Genomic DNA, 15322 nt, shown 5'->3' with positions numbered 1-15322 from the left:
CTTCAACGAAACGCTTCATCCGGCCCTCCGCTGATCAACATCAGCTTAGCAGATCAACGCGTTTCCACACAGGCTGGACCCGCAACAGACATTCCGACCTCGTGAAAGTCTTGCATTCAGACGGCATGACAAAGTCGGTATTTCACTGGCAGATGCGATAACGGTTGCTCGACCCATGCTGCTGCACATCTACGTGCAGATGGTCGGCATGAGCCGCATCGGATCCTGGACCCAGCACGGTGGTGAACCAGCCACAGGCGGCGGTGCGCAGGGCAGTCAGCGCCGGGTTCGGAGGGGCGTCGCCCTTCGGCTGAATGCGCAGGGTTGATCCGTTGGCGAGTTCAAATCCCACAATATCGATTGCCAAGCCCTCGGCATGGGCCGACAGCTTGCCGGTCGCGGCCCCGTTCCGGTTGCGGCACTCAAATCCCGGCCCGGTGCGAACATTCTTCAATTCTGTGTTCAGGCTTCCGGCCACCACAGGTGTCACCAAGTCCCCCAGCCAACGCCCGAAACTGTCGGCGAACCGGCAGGCCAGGATGGGCTGGTCGCCAAGGCGGACCATGGCGCCAGGCCGGGATGGCACCGGAACCGCCTTCAGCCGCACCGGCGCCTCGATCCGGCACAACTCATTTGAAGCAGCCGGGTGCTCCACAGCCTCGACTTCGAACCCCGCGGCTTTGAGTTGGGTGAGGCACGGTTCAGGTTCCGACACAGCCGGTGGCGACAGATCCTGTTGAGGAGTCGTCCGCGGCGTCTCGGCTGGATGCGCAGGCGGGGAGGCCGGTGCGGCCGCGTCGCTGGGCCGGGGCGGCGGTAGAGGCGGCATGGTTTGCGCCGTGCCCGCGTCGGCTCCCACCAGGACCACAACAGCGGCAAACATCAACCCGGAGCGCACCCTGAACCTCGTGTAGCTCAGGGAGCAATGCAACAGCCGCGCTTCGGTTCGGTTCCTTGGCCAATGGCTTCCGAAGCCGATTGGGGTAAGCCAGATAGCGCCGTGCCGCGGCAACCACGCCCTGCGAGCATCTTACCTCTCAGCGCCGGCCGACACGATTGACCGGACCGCCGCGGTTCATCGGGGTGCCGGGGCGGATCCCGACGCCCGCGGCGCCGACACCGGGTGTCACCACGGCACGGCGGGCCACGGGCGCGACCGGCCGCGCAACACAGCCCTTCGGCACGCCGACCGTCTTGCAGTAGACGACCGCGTTGGCAGGTTCCGCGGCCATGGAAAAGGCGACGAGCGTGGCCAGCGCCAGCCCAGTACGGTACAGGCATTCAATGCGAACCATGGCCATCCTCCATCCAAAGGGAGCATTCGTCGCGACCATCCGGAGCCGCTCGTTCCAACGCCGGCCCGCCGGGGTCATTGTGAAAAGTCGATGTCGTCCTCGTCATACAGCTCCATACGGCGGTTCTCCGCCGTAGCCCGCAGCCCTCGATGGCATGCACGGTCACGAGGCGCAGTCGCATCTTCTGATCAGGGGTGAGGCTCTGGTAGAGCGGCTGCCAGGCATCGGCGAGCCTCTTGAGGCCGGCGGCCCGTTCCGCCAGGATATCGGCACGCTGCCGGTAAAGCTGCACCGGATCGACTTCCCGCCACTGGCCGCTGCGCTCCTCGACCGCGGCCAATCGGCGGTAGCGCGTCTCGGCCCGGGCGCGGATCGCTTCCTCCACGGCTGGCCAGAGTTTCTCCTGCTCCGGCGTGAGTTGCAGCGCGGCCTTGATCACCCCGACTCGAACATCAGTCAGCATCTTGAACTCAGTTTGGCTCAGCCGCCCGTTATCGGACGTGCTGCCCGGGCCGGAGGTGGCTTGCTGTGCATGGGCCAAGGGTGCACCACTGATGAACAAGGCCGTCACGGCACCGATGATTTCCGTCCGCATCGCGGTCTCCTGCTGGTTCGAAAGATCGCCAGCCTACAGTCCGGACCTTAGGCCTGCTTGATGCGTTGGGACTTCGCGTGGGCAGTTTGGGACACGGCCGGCGCGAGCCATGAACTTGCCCGACCGTTGCTCCACTCATGAGCTCCGTGGACGGTTGCGGACCGCCCCGACCGCTTCACGGGGAGGTGCCGTCACACCCGAGGGATCCGAACGGATCCTTGGTCATAAAATGCCAAGCGGCTGTCCCAAGCGGACAAGCAGGTGCCCCGAGTTGGATCATGATAGAGGCGTGGGTGATCTGGTGCAGGAACGGGAGGGCCGTCATGCCTCTGTTCTTCTTTCACATCAGGGGCGTTCACCAGGAACTGAGCCGCGACGAGCTTGGGCTCGAATTTCCTGACCTGAAGACTGTCTACCTCGAGACGTTTTGTGCTGCCCGGGATATCGCGATCGAGCTTACGGCCTGCGGCCGGAATCCGCGAGGCTGCACCATCGAGGTCATGAACGCCGCGGATGAGCTGGTCTTCGAGCTTCCGTTCTCTGAGGCTCTCGACCATCAGATCCACCACCTGCTGCGGCGTTTCCTCCAGTGATGCCGCTCTCCCGCGCGGTTCGGATACCGCCTCCGGCCTGACACCGTATGAGGACCACGCGAAGCCTGCACTCAGCGCGGGCAGACGTCCCGGAGGCCCTGAGTGCGCTGGGGATTGGTGTAGTACCAGCACTGGCTTGGCGCTGGGGGAGTTGCGCTTGCCGGAGTCCAAGAGACTGGGACCAGGATCAGGGACATTCCAAACGATGCGAGGACGTGCCGTCGTAGATGGTGGCTCTGCATGCGGCTCTCCCATGATGGACAGGCATTTGGTGAAAAAGGTGATCGTCACCGTCACCGGATCGGAGGAGCGTAGAGCACGCCCCCCATGCTCCAGAGCTGGTTCAGGCCTCGCGGGATGCCGAGCCGCGACCCGACCCCAAGGTTGCGCTCGTAGATCTCGGCATAGTTGCCCGCGGCCCGGACGGCGCGCAGCGCCCACGTATCCTCGAGCCCCAACATCCGGCCGAACCCGCCTTCCAGGCCTGTGAAGCGGCGCACCTCGGGCTTATGCGACGCCGTCGCCTCGGCCGCGTTCCGGGACGAGATGCCGAGCTCCTCCGCATTCACGAGTGCAAAGTTCACCCACTTCACGAGCGTGAACCAGGCGAAGTCGTCGGCGCGTGTGACCGGCCCAAGCGGCTCCTTGGAGATCACATCCGGAAGGATGACGGCATCGCCCGGGCGAGAGAGCTTCAGGCGCTCCGCATAGAGCGCGGATTGGTCTCGCGTCAGGACCTTGCATTGACCGGCTTCGAAGGCGCGAAGGGCCTCCGTGGCACTTGGGAACGCACGCTCCTCGAAGGTCATGGAGTTGGCGCGGAAGAAGTCGCCCAGGTTGAGCTGGCTCGTCGTGCCGCCCTCGACGCATACCGTGGCGCGGTCGAGTTCCAATGCCGACGTCGCGTTGAGGTCCCGCATGACCATGAAGCCCTGGCCGTCATGATAGGTGATGCCGGCGAAGGCCAGGCCGAGACCTGCGTCCCGTTCCAGGGTCCAGGTCGAGTTGCGGGAGAGCAGGTCGACACGGCCTGCACGAAGGGCATCGAACCTCTCGCTGGCGGACAGCGGCACGAAGGCGACCTTCGCCCGGTCGTCGAAAATGGCGCCCGCGACGGCGCGACAGAAATCGACGTCGAACCCGGACCACTCACCCTGCTCATCCCGTTCCGAGAACCCGAACAGGCCTTCGCTGACGCCGCATTGCAGGACGCCACGCTGCTTCACGGTCTCGAGGGTTCCGGCCGCAGCCGGCATCGCGAAGGCGCAGAGCAGGACAGCGGAAATGCCGGCGAAGGCACAGCGGGTATAAGCTCTGGCCGCGTTCAACATCATTCTCGATCTCCATCTCACAAAGCGTCCCGTTCCCGGTTCAGGGTGCTGGGGGGACTTGGGGCCCTCATAGGCTCGCGCCGTGGCGGACCACCACCTTGGTGCCGACCGGCACCCGCTCGTACAGGTCGATGATGTCGCCGTTGGCCAACCGGAAGCAGCCGGACGAGATGGCATGGCCAATTGTCTCCGGCTGGTTGGTGCCGTGGATGCGAAATACCGTCGAGCCGAGGTAGAGCGCACGCGCTCCCATCGGGTTGCCGGGGCCGCCCGCCATGAAGCGCGGGAGATAGGGCTGGCGGGCGATCATCTCCGGTGGGGGACGCCAGTCCGGCCACTCGGCCTTGCGGCTGACCCGCACGAGGCCGGACCACTGGAAGCCCTCGCGCCCGACGCCGATGCCGTAGCGCATGGCACGATTGTTGCCCTGGATCAGATAGGCGAACCGCTCCGAGGTATGGATCACCAGGGTGCCGGGCGGCTCGCTGGAGCGGAAAAACACCATCTGGCGGGCATAGGGCCCTTCGCTGATGACGGCCTCTTCGGTCGAGACGCGTCCGGGCTCGTCATCGATTTGGAGCATCTCGTCGGCGGGTGGCAGGGCGCCGGCCTGGGCCGCGGCCGGATCAGGACGACAGGCTAAAAGCAAAAGCCCGATCGCTGCCGCGAGCGCTCTGCCTGCCGATACAGCTTCGTGGTGGAATACTCGCAGGTTCGGCACCATTCCGTCCTCCACTGGGGTTTGCGCCGTTCAGGCACCGCAGCGCACGTACACGAACGTGCCGTATCTCCGGTTCGCGTCCGGATCGACGAAGCGCATGATGATGAGATTGTCCGTGGCGGAGAGGATCTCGCGGTCCTGCGGGTCGCCCGGAGGGGCCTCGAAGCCGAGATAGGTCCGGCCCGCCGCATCGCCCTTGAGCCTGAGCTCGTGCAGCTTCGAGTCATCGGCGACATGCATCATCACGCCATCGGTGGGTCCCTTGGCGATCGTGTAGGGAAGGCTGCACTGGGTTTTGGCCTCGCGCTCCGTCCTCGTGCGGTCCTTGTCGGTGTGGAAGGAGGCGACGCCCCATCGCCCGATCAGGCGCTCGCGCGCAAAGGCCGCGGGGGCTTCGACAGCGGCGGACGAAGGCGCCTCGCTCGAGGTGAGGGTGCAACCCGCCACCGCAAGCGCGACGATGGCAGCGAGAGCACATCCAGAACGAGCTCCCTTGTGCGGCGAAGCGGGCCGGGAGGCTGCGGAGGTCAATTCGCGCCCGTCCCCCGTTCGGCTGATGCTGGCTTCAGCGCCCGGTTGTAGAGGTGACATGTCCCGTTCCCCGCACTCGTGCCCGCAGCCAGCGTTGGTTCGGCCCTCCGCGTCCGCGCGGCATGCGCGTGCGGGGGGTATCTTCCGCGATGTCTGCATCCCCTTGCTGCACCCGCGCTTCTTCCGCCCGGGAGACGAAGACGCTAGGGCGCTCCAAGTCACCCTGCTTGACACTTCGAGACGATCGCTTCGCAGTTCGGGACAGGGATGACGCGCGGGACGGGCTTCACCTGGATGAGAGAACGGGCCGGGAGATGGGAAGGCCGCGGCAACAAGGATGTTGCTCCATCAGTTCATCCATCGGTTCACCTGTGCGCGGCGGGGGGCCCAACAGCATTGCCTCCTGCTCCGCCGCCAAGGCTTCTTGCAAGGCAAACCATTGGGCCTCTCGCTCGCGCAGGCGCGCTACGCTGCGATCATAGATCGCCTTCGCCGCCTCCTCCTCGCGGAACAGGTCGTCCGTCAGGCTGGCCTCCAGCTTGTCCCAGACGCGGCTCAGGCCAAGAAGCGCCCGGCCATACTCCAGCTCCGCGCGCCGGAATTCCTCATCGGCCCTGTCGAGAACCGGCTGGGAAACAAACGGGGTGGAGGCCCTGATGATAATGGTTTGCGGAGCAGGGGCTGGCATCCCGGCTCCTGAGGGATAGACACCGAGCGTGCCAACCAAAAGCTCGCGTGACCGTTCGATGGCCTGATAGGATCTCGCGATGGCTTTTTCTGCCCTTTCAAGCGACATTCTCGTTTTTTCAAGACGCAGACCCGCCGCTCGGATCATGCCGTCCGAGGGATCTGGCCCGGTGCGGTGATCGTGTTCTGCCGTGCTCATGCCGCGCTTCCCGAAAGGGCCTCCCTTTGCCCGTTGTGGGACCAAAAGGTCCGGGGCGATCACTTCCATCTATAATCGCGCGAGGCTGGTAAAAGGAAACAGCCTGGCTGCACCGCGTGAGGGAAAAAGGGGTAGGTTTGTTCCGCACTTGCCCCAGTCGTCCATTTACCTACGTTAACTTTTTGCGGATCAATTCTGCGTGTTCGGCCACGCCGACCTTGTGGGCCGTGCGATAATTCTCAGAACTCCACGAGGGGCGACGACGATGAACGACATTGTGCTTCCGTCCGCGAGTGCCGTCCTACAGCGTAGCTCATCCAGACCACCAGCCGGCCCGACGCCTCCGGGCTACATTCACCTGGGCGTCTCCAAGGAGATCGTTCCAACCCTGCGCGAGTTCGGCCTTGATCCCGACCCGCTCATCCGGGAGGCAGGGCTCGACCCGCGCCTGTTCGATGACGGGATGAGCGTGATCCCGTTTGCGGCCCTGGGCCGGCTGTATGCCCTGTGCGTGGCCCGCACGAACTGTCCCCATTTCGGGCTCCTGGTCGGCTGGCGTGCGAGCATCCTGTCGCTGGGCCTGGTCGGACGCCTGATGCAGCACTCGGACACGGTCGGCGATGCCTTGCGGACGCTGGTGGCGCACCTGAGCCTCCACGACCGGGCGGTGGTCCCTTCGCTGACGCTCAGCGACGGCACGGCCTTGCTCACGTTTGCGACCTACCAGGCAGAGAGCACAGGCGTGCAGCAAGTCCTCGACGCAGCCCTCGGCGTGGTCGTCAACATCCTGCGGACCTTGTGCGGGCCGACCTGGAACCCGACCGAGATCCTGGTGCCCAGACTCGCTCCTGCGGATGCCGAGCCGTACCGGCGCCACTTCCGCGCCCCGGCGCGGTTCAACCACGAGACCGCAACCCTCGTATTCCGGGCCCAGGACCTGGACCAGCGGATTGCCGGCGCCGATCCCGTGATGCGCGCCCTGCTGGAGGATAGGGTCCAGCAGATGAAACGCGCTCAGGGCTCCGCACTGTCGGACGACATCCGGCGTCTGCTGCGCACGCGGCTGACGAGCAACCGCTGTTCGGCGGAGGATATTGCCGATCTGCTGGCGATGCACCGGCGCACCTTGAGCCGGCGCCTGCAAGGCGGCGGCATGGGCTTTCGGGCGATCGCCAACGAGACCCGCTTCGAGATCGCGCGCCAGTTGCTGGAGGACACCGAGGTGCCGCTGGGGCAGATTGCAGCGGCCCTCGGCTATTCCGAGGCCAGCGCCTTCACCCGCGCCTTCCGGCGCTGGTCGGGCCAAACACCCACCGCCTGGCGCGCCGCCAACGGTTAGGGTTGACCTGCGGGCGGCCAAAACTGTCAAGCGATTGTCCCCGTCGGTCAAGCACAGCCCGCCGGCCGAGCTAGAGTAACCCCAAAAGCAGGGGAACCAGGGCTCGCCACCATGCGGGCCTCCAACCATCTCGCCAGCAATACCTGATCTGGACAAGGCACCTGCGGTTGGCCGGACGCCATCCCCAACTTGGCCCAAGGCTGCTTGGCCCAAGGCTGCTCAAGGAGGCACTGATGCAAGGACTGTGCGGAATCGGCGTGAAAGCCTGTCAGGCTCTCGTGATCGTCGGCATGACGGTAACGATGACATCGCAGGCTGGCGCGCAACCGGCACCCACGCCGCGGCCCGTGGGCCGGGTCTCCATCGACCAGGCCCAGCTCGCCTTCATCGGCAGCGCGGCCGTGGGCGGCGGGACGCTGGTCTTTCGCGGGCGTTCCTATCCCTTCACGATCAACGGCCTCGGCGTCGGCGGCATCGGCGCCTCGAAGATCAAGGCGACCGGCGACGTCTACCAGCTCACCCGGGTCTCGGATCTGGAGGGTGTCTACGGGCAGGTACGCCTGGGCTGGGCCCTGGCAAGCCAGGGTGACGGCCGGCTCTGGCTGCAAAACGACAAGGGCGTCGTCCTGCGGCTGCGCACGAAGCGCGAGGGCCTGATGCTGGCCGCCGGGGCCGATGCCGTCCGCATCCAGCTCCGATGAGCCGATGGCCGTGCTTCGCAGCCTACTGGTCCTCGCTCTCCTCCCGCCCCTCGGCGCCTGTGCCAGCCTCAAGGGCGTGCTGGTGCCCGTGAGCGCATCGGTTCCGGGAGCGAGCAAGGTCGACATGCTGGTCGCGACCACCCGCAAGCGGACGGATCCGGCGGAGCTGTTCTCCGGCGACCGGGGGCCGACAGCGGCCTTCGCCAACATCACGGTCTCGATCCCGCCCGAGGCTGCCCGGCAGGTCGGCGAGGTGCAGTGGCCGCGGCAGGTGCCTGGCAACCCGGCCACGGACTTCGTGACCCTCAAGGCTGACGTGATCGGTCGGGATCAGGCGCTCGCCTGGTTTCACCGGACCCTGCGCACCGTCCCCAAGCGGCAGGTGTTGGTGTTCATTCACGGCTTCAACAACCGCTTCGAGGACGCCGTCTTCCGCTTCGCCCAGATCGTGCACGACTCCGGTGCCCCCGTCGTGCCGATCCTGTTCACTTGGCCCTCGCGCGGGAGCGTGCTGGCCTATGGCTACGACCGCGAGAGCACGGCCTATTCCCGCAACGCTCTGGAGAGCCTGCTGAAGGCCATCTCGCGCGATCCGTCAGTCGGCGAAATCTCGATCCTGGCGCATTCCATGGGCAATTCGCTCGCCCTCGAGACCCTGCGCCAGATGGCCATCCGGGACGGGCGGGTCGCGCCGAAGATCCGCAACGTCCTTCTCGCGGCGCCCGATGTCGATGTCGATCTCGCTAGAGAGGCGATCGTGGACATGGGGCCGAGGCCGAACCGTCCCTCGTTCACTCTGTTCGTCTCGCAGGACGACCGGGCGCTTGCCGTCTCCCGGCGCGTGTGGGGCAGCGTGGCCCGGCTAGGGGCCATCAACCCCGATCAGGAGCCTTACCGGACACAGCTCGAACGGGCGGATGTCACGGTGCTCGACCTCACCAAGCTCAAGGCCGGTGATCCCCTCAATCACGGCAAGTTCGCGGAGAGCCCCGAGGTCGTCCAGCTTATCGGGAAGCGGTTGGCTGAGGGGCAGACGGTGACAGATTCGCGCGTCGGGCTGGGGGATCGCATCATTCAGGTGACCGCAGGTGCGGCCACGGCCGTCGGAACAGCCGCAGGGCTGGCTGTGTCGGCTCCGGTGGCGGTCGTCGATCCGCAAACCCGGCAAAGCCTCGGAGCCCATGTCGAGGAATTGGGGCAGGCGGCTTCGGATGCCGTGGCGCCTTAAGCCTCGGTTTCTTCAATGGTGATCGGGAGGCTTGTTGCTCTGCCAAACTTCTTCCATCCCTCCTGTGGCTCCTGATCCTTGCGCCCGTTGCCGCCATTCTCGACCACGCCGGAACTGTTCCTGCCGGCGTGGTCTTCTTCTGTGCCGCCCTGGCCATCGTGCCGTTCGCCAAGCTCATCGTCCAGGGAACCGAGCAGGTCGCCGCCCACACCGGCGCCACGATTGGAGGGCTGCTCAACGCCACCTTCGGCAACCTGCCGGAGCTGATCATCGCCATGGCCGCCCTCCGCGCCGGCCTCCTGGAGATGGTGCGGGCGTCGATTGTCGGGGCGCTGCTTGCCAACCTGCTGGCGGCCCTTGGCTTCTCCTTCCTGCTCGGCGGCCTGCGCCACCACAGCCAGAAATACAACCCGGATGCGGTGCGGACCTACTCCTCGATCATGGTGCTGGCTTGGATCAGCCTGGCGCTGCCGAGCGCGTTCCACCGCGCCCTCGAAGCAGAACCCCACCTGGGCGTGCATGCCACCCTGGATCTCGTCGTGGCCGTCGTCCTGCTCGGCCTCTACGGGCTGTTCCTGCTCTATTCCCTGAAAACCCATCCGGAGACCTTCACTGAACTGAATGTGCCGGCGTCAAACGAGGACACGGGTGAGCATCCCGGTCTCCCCCGAGGCATCACGACGTTGCTGGTCGCCTCTCTCGGCGCGGCGTGGATGAGCGAGATCCTCGTCGGGGCCGCCGAGCAGGCCGGGCACTCGCTGGGCATGTCGCAGGTGTTCATGGGCGTGATCGTGCTCGCGCTCGTCGGCGGCGCGGCCGAGTCCGGGTCGGCCATCGCCATGGGCCGGGCCAACCGTCCCGATCTCAGCATCGGCATCGCTCTGGGAAGCTGTGTGCAGATCGCGTTGTTCGTGGCCCCTATCCTGGTGTTGGTCGCACCGATTATGGGGCAGCCGCAGTTCCGGTTGGTGTTCTCGCAAGCCGAGATGTGGATGCTGTTCGGGGCGGTGCTGCTCGGGGCGACCGTCGCGACGGCGGGCCAGGCCAACTGGTTCAAGGGAGCCCAACTGCTGGCCCTTTATCTCATCATCGCAGCTATCCTTTACCTGATCCCGGCCACCACGCCGTAGGGCACGGATCATGCTGCGACAGCTTCTCCTCGGCGGGGTCGTCAGCCTGGGCAACATCGCCATCCATGCGGTCGTGATGGCAACCGTCGTGGGCACCGCCCGCCGCGCCCTGAAATGGGAGCACCGCCGGCCCCAGGTCTGGCTCGCTGCCGCCATGGTTGCGACCGTTGGGGTACTGATGATTGCACATGTGGCCGAGGTGATCGCGTGGTCTCTCGCCTATACAATCCTGGATGCCGCTCCTGCCGGAGCCGACATGCTGTACTTCGCGTTCGTCAACTACACGACGCTTGGCTATGGCGATGTCGTGCCGGTGGAGCGCTGGCGCCTGCTTGGCCCGATGGCGGCGATGAACGGCGTGCTGCTGTTTGGCTGGTCGACCGCGGTCATCTTCGAGGTGCTGCGGCAGGCCATGCGCAGCCGCGATCAAAAGGGCGAACCGTGATCGTGTTTGATCCCAGGGTTTGATGGTGCATTCTTATCGCCGGAATGGAGCGATGCGCTATGGGCAGGTTCTCCATGGGAGCGCCACAACGATAGAGGCGGTCCGGATGTAAACCAGCTTGTTGAGCTTGTGTCGACCCACGCCGAGTTCTCCATTCACTCAGGGCGGAGCTGTAGAGCAGGACGAGGAAGCGCGTCGGGTTGTCCGCGCTGCCCTTCAGCCTCACGAGTTCGCTAGAGCATCGGACCCAAAAGTGGATTCGCACTTTTGGGTCCGATGCTCAATCCCTGGAGGAGCGCATCGTTGAAAGCGGAAAACCGGGTCCACTTTTCCGCTTTCAACGATGCGCTGAGGGTCTGTCTCAGCATCTCACGATCCACTGATATCATCCCACCTCGTTCCAGAGCGACCAATCTGCGGTTCGGGAGCCCATGGCGTCAAAGGATCAAAGGGCTGACGAGCCGCCTCCGAGCCGCACCTGTCTGGCGCCCTGAAAACCCGACAACCCGGTTTCTCATGACGAACGCCCCGGTTACAGCGAGGGGCATCACATGGCTTTTCGTCGCAAAATGCCAAGCGCTTGTCCCAGACGATCAAGCACATCCTCCAAAAGCGATCACAATGTGTCTCACTCCAGGCAGCCTGCCTGGATCCGTGTTGTGCACCTGTCGAAGAGGGAGGATCGCGATGAACAAGCTTCTCTTGGCCCTGGGCGTTCTTGCGGCGAGCGCTTTCCTCATTCCAGATACTGCCGATGCCCAGCCTGGCCGCGGTCGCGGCGGTGGCTTTGGTGGCGGAGGCCCTCGCATGAGCGGTGGCCTCGGCGGCGGCGCCCGCATGGGCGGCGGTAGCATCGGGGGACCGAGGATGTGGATGCCGCCTCGGGGCGGCATGGGCGGGCCCCGCGTTGGAACAGGCAGCGGCTTCCGCACTGGGGCGATTGCTGCCCGGCCCGGCGCACCAGGCCGGATGGCCGGCATCAGCCCCGGAGCCGGAGGCTTGCGCCAAGCTGCAATCAGCAATCCGGGCGGCCGCTTCGACCCGCGCTTCGACAACCGCTTTGGCAACCGTGGTGATTGGCGGTACGGCGTACGTCCATCGGGCTCCTGGGGCTCGCGCTATCCGTACTATGGTGGGCGCTATCGGTACTACAGTGGGCGGTATCCCTATGGCGGGCGCTACCCCTACTACCGCAGGTACTATAGCAATTATCCGTACTATGGCTGGGGTCTGGCCACGGGGGCGCTGATCGGGGCGGCGGCCACGTACCCGTACTACAACTATCCGTACTACGGCTATCCGTACTCCACCTATCAGACGCCGGTGGCATCAGCCTCTGGTGGATATTGCGTAACCCCGGTCCGGACCTGCGCTCTGACGAGTTCGGCGCCGATTGGAACCGGATGCTCCTGCAGCATCCCGGGTGGCCGGTCCCGCGGTACCGTGCAGTGATCCTCTGATGCCGAGAGGTCGTCATCGGCCCGGGTGATCCTTCGGGTTCGGGGCCGGAGGCGTTGAAGAATTGAGCCCTCAACGTCGGGAAGTTCCCGACGTTGAGCATTGTAGGAGTGCCCTGATGCGAAAGGTCATCGCGTTCGCGCTCGTTCCGATCATCGCAACAACGCCGGCGCTCGCCGCTCCGGGAGTGACCACCACCAGCGTCAACTTCCGCTCAGGTCCCGGCACGAACTTCTCCTCGATCCAGACCCTGCCGGCCGGCACGGCGGTCGATATCGGCGAGTGTGAGGAATCCGGCAGCTGGTGCGCTGTCATGGTGAAGGGACAACGTGGTTTCGTCAGCGGGCGTTACCTGGAGGAGAGCAGGGATCCCGAGGGCTGGCCCCGCGCCTACGAGATCGGCGAGGGCCGGATGGTGCTCTTCCAGCCGCAGTTCACCGAGTGGGCCGACTTCAAGACCATCGAGGCCTTGGTGGCGGCCGAATACGTGAAGGCGCCGAACGCCAATCCGGTGTTCGGCGTAATCGGGCTCAAGGGTGCAACCTCCTACGACGAGGACGCGGGCGAGATCGTCATCAGCGACATTGCGGTCACCCAACTCAACTTCTCAGGGCTTGATCGCGACGACCTGAGGGCGCTCTCGGTGGAGACCGGCAAGCTCCTGCCGACCGGTCCGATCACGGTCGCCGAGGCGCGGGTGACGGCCAGCCTCGCCGAGCAGAAGCGCATGACCGACGTGGCCGGGCTCAAGGCCGATCCGCCGCGGATCCTCGTCTCGACCACGCCAGCAATCCTGGTCCAGACCGACGGTGAGGCCGCCTTTGCGCCCGTCAAGGGCAAGGTGGGCCTGTCCTTCGTGGTCAACACCAATTGGGATCTGTTCCGGATCGATGAGGGCGGCGCCCTTTACCTGCGGGACGACACCCATTGGCTGACGGCGAGCACGATCGGCGGTCCGTGGATGCCCATCACCGAGTTGCCTGCACTGCTGAAGGAACTGCCTGATGACGGCAACTGGGCCGATGCCCGCGCAGCTGTTCCGCCGGAGCCATATCAGGAGGGCAAGGCGCCCAAGATCATCACTACGGATGCACCGGCCGAGATGCTCCTGTTCAACGGGCAGCCTGCGCTCCAGGACGTGCCCAGGACCTCGCTCCAGTGGGCCTCGAACACCGAGTCGGACGTCTTCTTCGACAAGGCCGGAAGGCAATGGTACGTGCTCCTGTCGGGCCGCTGGTTCCGCGCGCCGTCATTGGAGGAGGGCCCGTGGACGTTCGCCACGCCCGATCTGCCCGCCGACTTCCGGAACCTTCCCGAGGACGCTCCGTATTACGCCGTGCGCGCGTCCGTGCCCGGAACATCGGAGGCCGCGGAGGCGCGGCTCAAGGCCAGCATCCCCACCACCGCAAGGGTCGAAACCGGCTCCATTACGCCGACGGTCACTTACGCCGGGGAAGCCCAATTCGCGCCCATCGAGACAACCGATCTTTCCTATGCGACCAATACGACCGACACCATTATCCGGGTTGGTGACCGATGCTTCCTGCTTCAGGACGGCGTCTGGTTCGTGTCCGACAGCCCGAACGGCCCGTGGCAGCTCGTGCGCGAGGTGCCTGACGCCATCTATGCGATTCCGCCTTCCTCGCCGGTCTACAATGCCACCTACGTTCGGGTGTACGACACTGAGCCGGACGCGGTCTGGTACGGCTACACCATGGGCTACCTGTCTGGCTTCCTGGCGTGGGGCACCTACATCTACGGCACCGGCTGGTATTACCCGCCGTACTGGTACAGCTGGCCAGGCTATGCCTACCCGATCTACTACCCGCGGCCGGTCACCTGGGGCCTCGGCGCATACTACAACCCGATCCGAGGAATGTACGGACGGTACGGCTACGCGTACGGCCCGTACAGAGGCATCGCGGGAGCGCGGACCTGGAACCCGGCTACGGGCACCTACGGCCGTGCCGGCGCGGCTTGGGGTCCGCGGGGATCGGCCGGCTTCGTTGGGGCCTACAATCCACGCACGGATGGGGCAGGGTACATCGCCGGTGGACGCAATGTTTATGGCGCGTGGAAGTCGGCCGGGGTCAAACGCGGATCGGAGTGGGCGCGGGTGACGGCACGGGACACCGCCACGGGCGGCTCGTCGCTGCGCTGGAACACCTCGAACGGGCAGGGATTCATCCGCGAGGGCCGGCGCGGTGACATCTATGCTGGCCGGGACGGCAACGTCTACCGCAACACCGGCGATGGTTGGCAGCGCTGGGATGGCGGCTGGCAGGACGTGGCCCGGCCGGAACCACGGGAGCTTCTCCAACGCGGCGAAGGACGCGAAGGCCTCTCGCCTGAGGCGCGCGGGCGGTTGCAGGAGCGGGGCACAGGGGAGCGGCTTGGTGAGCTCGCGGGAGCGGGCGCGGCCGGTGCCGCAGGCGCGGCTCTTGGCCAGCGGTTGGCGGCGGGCGGCGAACAGACCCGCCGGGACCGTGCTGAAGGCGGCACTGGTCGGGAGCGGGTGCAGGAGCGGGCGGCGCAACGCCCGGCTGGAGAGCGCCAAGCGCAACAACGCTCAAGGGCCCAGCAGCGTCCATCGGCGTCATCGCGCCCGGTCAAGCAGGAGCAGACGGCGGCCCAGCAACGGCCGGCATCACAGCAGCGCCCGGTTCAGCAACGTCCGGCGGCAAAGGAGCGCCAGGTGGCGCAGCAGCGTCCAGCGGCAAAGCCCCGCCCCCCAGCACAACAGCGCCTGACGGCGTCGCGTCCGGCCGTCAGCCAGCCCCTGCCATCGAACCTGACGCGGGATGTCCAGGCCCGGAATCTTGGAAACCAGCGCCAGATTGCCAGCCGGCAGGTCTACCGGCCGCCATCGGCGCAATTCTCGCGCCGCCCGGCATCCTTCTCAGCACAGCGCAGCTTCAGACCACCGGGAGGCTTTGGAGGGGGAGGGGGCTTCCGCGGCGGCGGGTTTGGAGGCCGCGGAGGTGGTCGCCGCTAGAGCAACGGCAGTTCTGACGGAATCGTTGGGGCTATGCGGTGTGGCGGCTTCGTGATTCACTCATCTTGGCTCTC

At 65.8% G+C, this 15322-nt stretch carries 15 protein-coding genes; 8 read left to right on the top strand and 7 right to left on the bottom strand.

The window, feature by feature from the left end; genetic code table 11:
• Positions 1-142: 142 nt before the first annotated feature.
• From DC522_RS29180 to DC522_RS29170, 3 genes are all read right to left on the bottom strand, one after another.
• A complete protein-coding gene (locus DC522_RS29180; protein ID WP_133239401.1) occupies positions 143-898 on the bottom strand; it encodes an extensin family protein in 756 nt (251 codons plus the stop codon).
• A 139-nt stretch (positions 899-1037) separates the two neighbouring features.
• Positions 1038-1295, bottom strand: coding sequence for a hypothetical protein (locus tag DC522_RS29175; RefSeq protein WP_116532021.1), 258 nt, complete (start codon positions 1293-1295; stop codon positions 1038-1040).
• Complete coding sequence (locus DC522_RS29170) at positions 1282-1890, bottom strand: Spy/CpxP family protein refolding chaperone (RefSeq protein ID WP_116532020.1); 609 nt, start codon at positions 1888-1890, stop codon at positions 1282-1284. The genes DC522_RS29175 and DC522_RS29170 overlap by 14 nt, the downstream gene beginning before the upstream one ends.
• Before the next feature lie 323 nt (positions 1891-2213).
• Here DC522_RS29170 and DC522_RS29165 point away from each other — a divergent pair, with 323 nt between their 5' ends.
• Positions 2214-2483 (top strand): hypothetical protein, encoded by a 270-nt coding sequence (locus DC522_RS29165; RefSeq protein WP_116532019.1) that lies wholly within the window; start codon positions 2214-2216, stop codon positions 2481-2483.
• A gap of 293 nt (positions 2484-2776) precedes the next feature.
• Here DC522_RS29165 and DC522_RS29160 read toward each other — a convergent pair whose 3' ends face one another.
• The 4 genes from DC522_RS29160 to DC522_RS29145 form a co-directional block, all read right to left on the bottom strand.
• Positions 2777-3814, bottom strand: coding sequence for an amino acid ABC transporter substrate-binding protein (locus DC522_RS29160; RefSeq protein WP_116532025.1), 1038 nt, complete (start codon positions 3812-3814; stop codon positions 2777-2779).
• 67 nt (positions 3815-3881) lie between these two features.
• Entirely contained in the window at positions 3882-4538 is a 657-nt protein-coding gene (locus DC522_RS29155) for a L,D-transpeptidase (protein WP_245444665.1), read from the bottom strand.
• Between the two features lie 27 nt (positions 4539-4565).
• Complete coding sequence (locus DC522_RS29150; protein ID WP_245444664.1) at positions 4566-5126, bottom strand: hypothetical protein; 561 nt, start codon at positions 5124-5126, stop codon at positions 4566-4568.
• 226 nt (positions 5127-5352) lie between these two features.
• Positions 5353-5952, bottom strand: coding sequence for a hypothetical protein (locus tag DC522_RS29145; RefSeq protein ID WP_116532018.1), 600 nt, complete (start codon positions 5950-5952; stop codon positions 5353-5355).
• A 265-nt stretch (positions 5953-6217) separates the two neighbouring features.
• Between DC522_RS29145 and DC522_RS29140 the strand changes: the two genes are divergently transcribed.
• The 7 genes from DC522_RS29140 to DC522_RS37010 all read left to right on the top strand — a co-directional run bounded on the left by DC522_RS29140 (position 6218) and on the right by DC522_RS37010 (position 15248).
• On the top strand, positions 6218-7291 hold the full coding sequence (locus DC522_RS29140) for an AraC family transcriptional regulator (protein WP_116532017.1): 1074 nt from the start codon (positions 6218-6220) through the stop codon (positions 7289-7291).
• A gap of 233 nt (positions 7292-7524) precedes the next feature.
• Positions 7525-7992, top strand: coding sequence for a hypothetical protein (locus tag DC522_RS29135; protein WP_116532016.1), 468 nt, complete (start codon positions 7525-7527; stop codon positions 7990-7992).
• Between the two features lie 4 nt (positions 7993-7996).
• On the top strand, positions 7997-9220 hold the full coding sequence (locus tag DC522_RS29130; RefSeq protein ID WP_245444663.1) for an alpha/beta hydrolase: 1224 nt from the start codon (positions 7997-7999) through the stop codon (positions 9218-9220).
• Positions 9184-10350, top strand: a complete 1167-nt coding sequence (cax, locus tag DC522_RS29125; protein WP_116532014.1) for a calcium/proton exchanger — start codon at positions 9184-9186, stop codon at positions 10348-10350. The genes DC522_RS29130 and cax overlap by 37 nt, the downstream gene beginning before the upstream one ends.
• Before the next feature lie 10 nt (positions 10351-10360).
• Entirely contained in the window at positions 10361-10795 is a 435-nt protein-coding gene (locus DC522_RS29120) for a potassium channel family protein (RefSeq protein WP_116532013.1), read from the top strand.
• Positions 10796-11482: 687 nt separating this feature from the next.
• Positions 11483-12247, top strand: a complete 765-nt coding sequence (locus DC522_RS29115) for a hypothetical protein (RefSeq protein ID WP_116532012.1) — start codon at positions 11483-11485, stop codon at positions 12245-12247.
• A 124-nt stretch (positions 12248-12371) separates the two neighbouring features.
• Positions 12372-15248 (top strand): SH3 domain-containing protein, encoded by a 2877-nt coding sequence (locus tag DC522_RS37010; RefSeq protein ID WP_116532011.1) that lies wholly within the window; start codon positions 12372-12374, stop codon positions 15246-15248.
• Positions 15249-15322: the final 74 nt, after the last annotated feature.

This window comes from Microvirga sp. KLBC 81 (genome assembly GCF_003075415.1).
Classification (GTDB): domain Bacteria; phylum Pseudomonadota; class Alphaproteobacteria; order Rhizobiales; family Beijerinckiaceae; genus Microvirga.
This window is presented reverse-complemented; position numbering and strand designations above follow the sequence as displayed.

What these genes read in the sequence shown, in the direction of transcription:
- DC522_RS29175 (WP_116532021.1), bottom strand. Translation starts at nt 1,295, where the DNA reads ATGGTTCGCATTGAATGCCTGTACCGTACTGGGCTGGCGCTGGCCACG.
- DC522_RS29170 (WP_116532020.1), bottom strand. Translation starts at nt 1,890, where the DNA reads ATGCGGACGGAAATCATCGGTGCCGTGACGGCCTTGTTCATCAGTGGT.
- DC522_RS29165 (WP_116532019.1), top strand. Translation starts at nt 2,214, where the DNA reads ATGCCTCTGTTCTTCTTTCACATCAGGGGCGTTCACCAGGAACTGAGC.
- DC522_RS29160 (WP_116532025.1), bottom strand. Translation starts at nt 3,814, where the DNA reads ATGTTGAACGCGGCCAGAGCTTATACCCGCTGTGCCTTCGCCGGCATT.
- DC522_RS29155 (WP_245444665.1), bottom strand. Translation starts at nt 4,538, where the DNA reads ATGGTGCCGAACCTGCGAGTATTCCACCACGAAGCTGTATCGGCAGGC.
- DC522_RS29150 (WP_245444664.1), bottom strand. Translation starts at nt 5,126, where the DNA reads ATGTCACCTCTACAACCGGGCGCTGAAGCCAGCATCAGCCGAACGGGG.
- DC522_RS29145 (WP_116532018.1), bottom strand. Translation starts at nt 5,952, where the DNA reads ATGAGCACGGCAGAACACGATCACCGCACCGGGCCAGATCCCTCGGAC.
- DC522_RS29140 (WP_116532017.1), top strand. Translation starts at nt 6,218, where the DNA reads ATGAACGACATTGTGCTTCCGTCCGCGAGTGCCGTCCTACAGCGTAGC.
- DC522_RS29135 (WP_116532016.1), top strand. Translation starts at nt 7,525, where the DNA reads ATGCAAGGACTGTGCGGAATCGGCGTGAAAGCCTGTCAGGCTCTCGTG.
- DC522_RS29130 (WP_245444663.1), top strand. Translation starts at nt 7,997, where the DNA reads ATGGCCGTGCTTCGCAGCCTACTGGTCCTCGCTCTCCTCCCGCCCCTC.
- DC522_RS29120 (WP_116532013.1), top strand. Translation starts at nt 10,361, where the DNA reads ATGCTGCGACAGCTTCTCCTCGGCGGGGTCGTCAGCCTGGGCAACATC.
- DC522_RS29115 (WP_116532012.1), top strand. Translation starts at nt 11,483, where the DNA reads ATGAACAAGCTTCTCTTGGCCCTGGGCGTTCTTGCGGCGAGCGCTTTC.
- DC522_RS37010 (WP_116532011.1), top strand. Translation starts at nt 12,372, where the DNA reads ATGCGAAAGGTCATCGCGTTCGCGCTCGTTCCGATCATCGCAACAACG.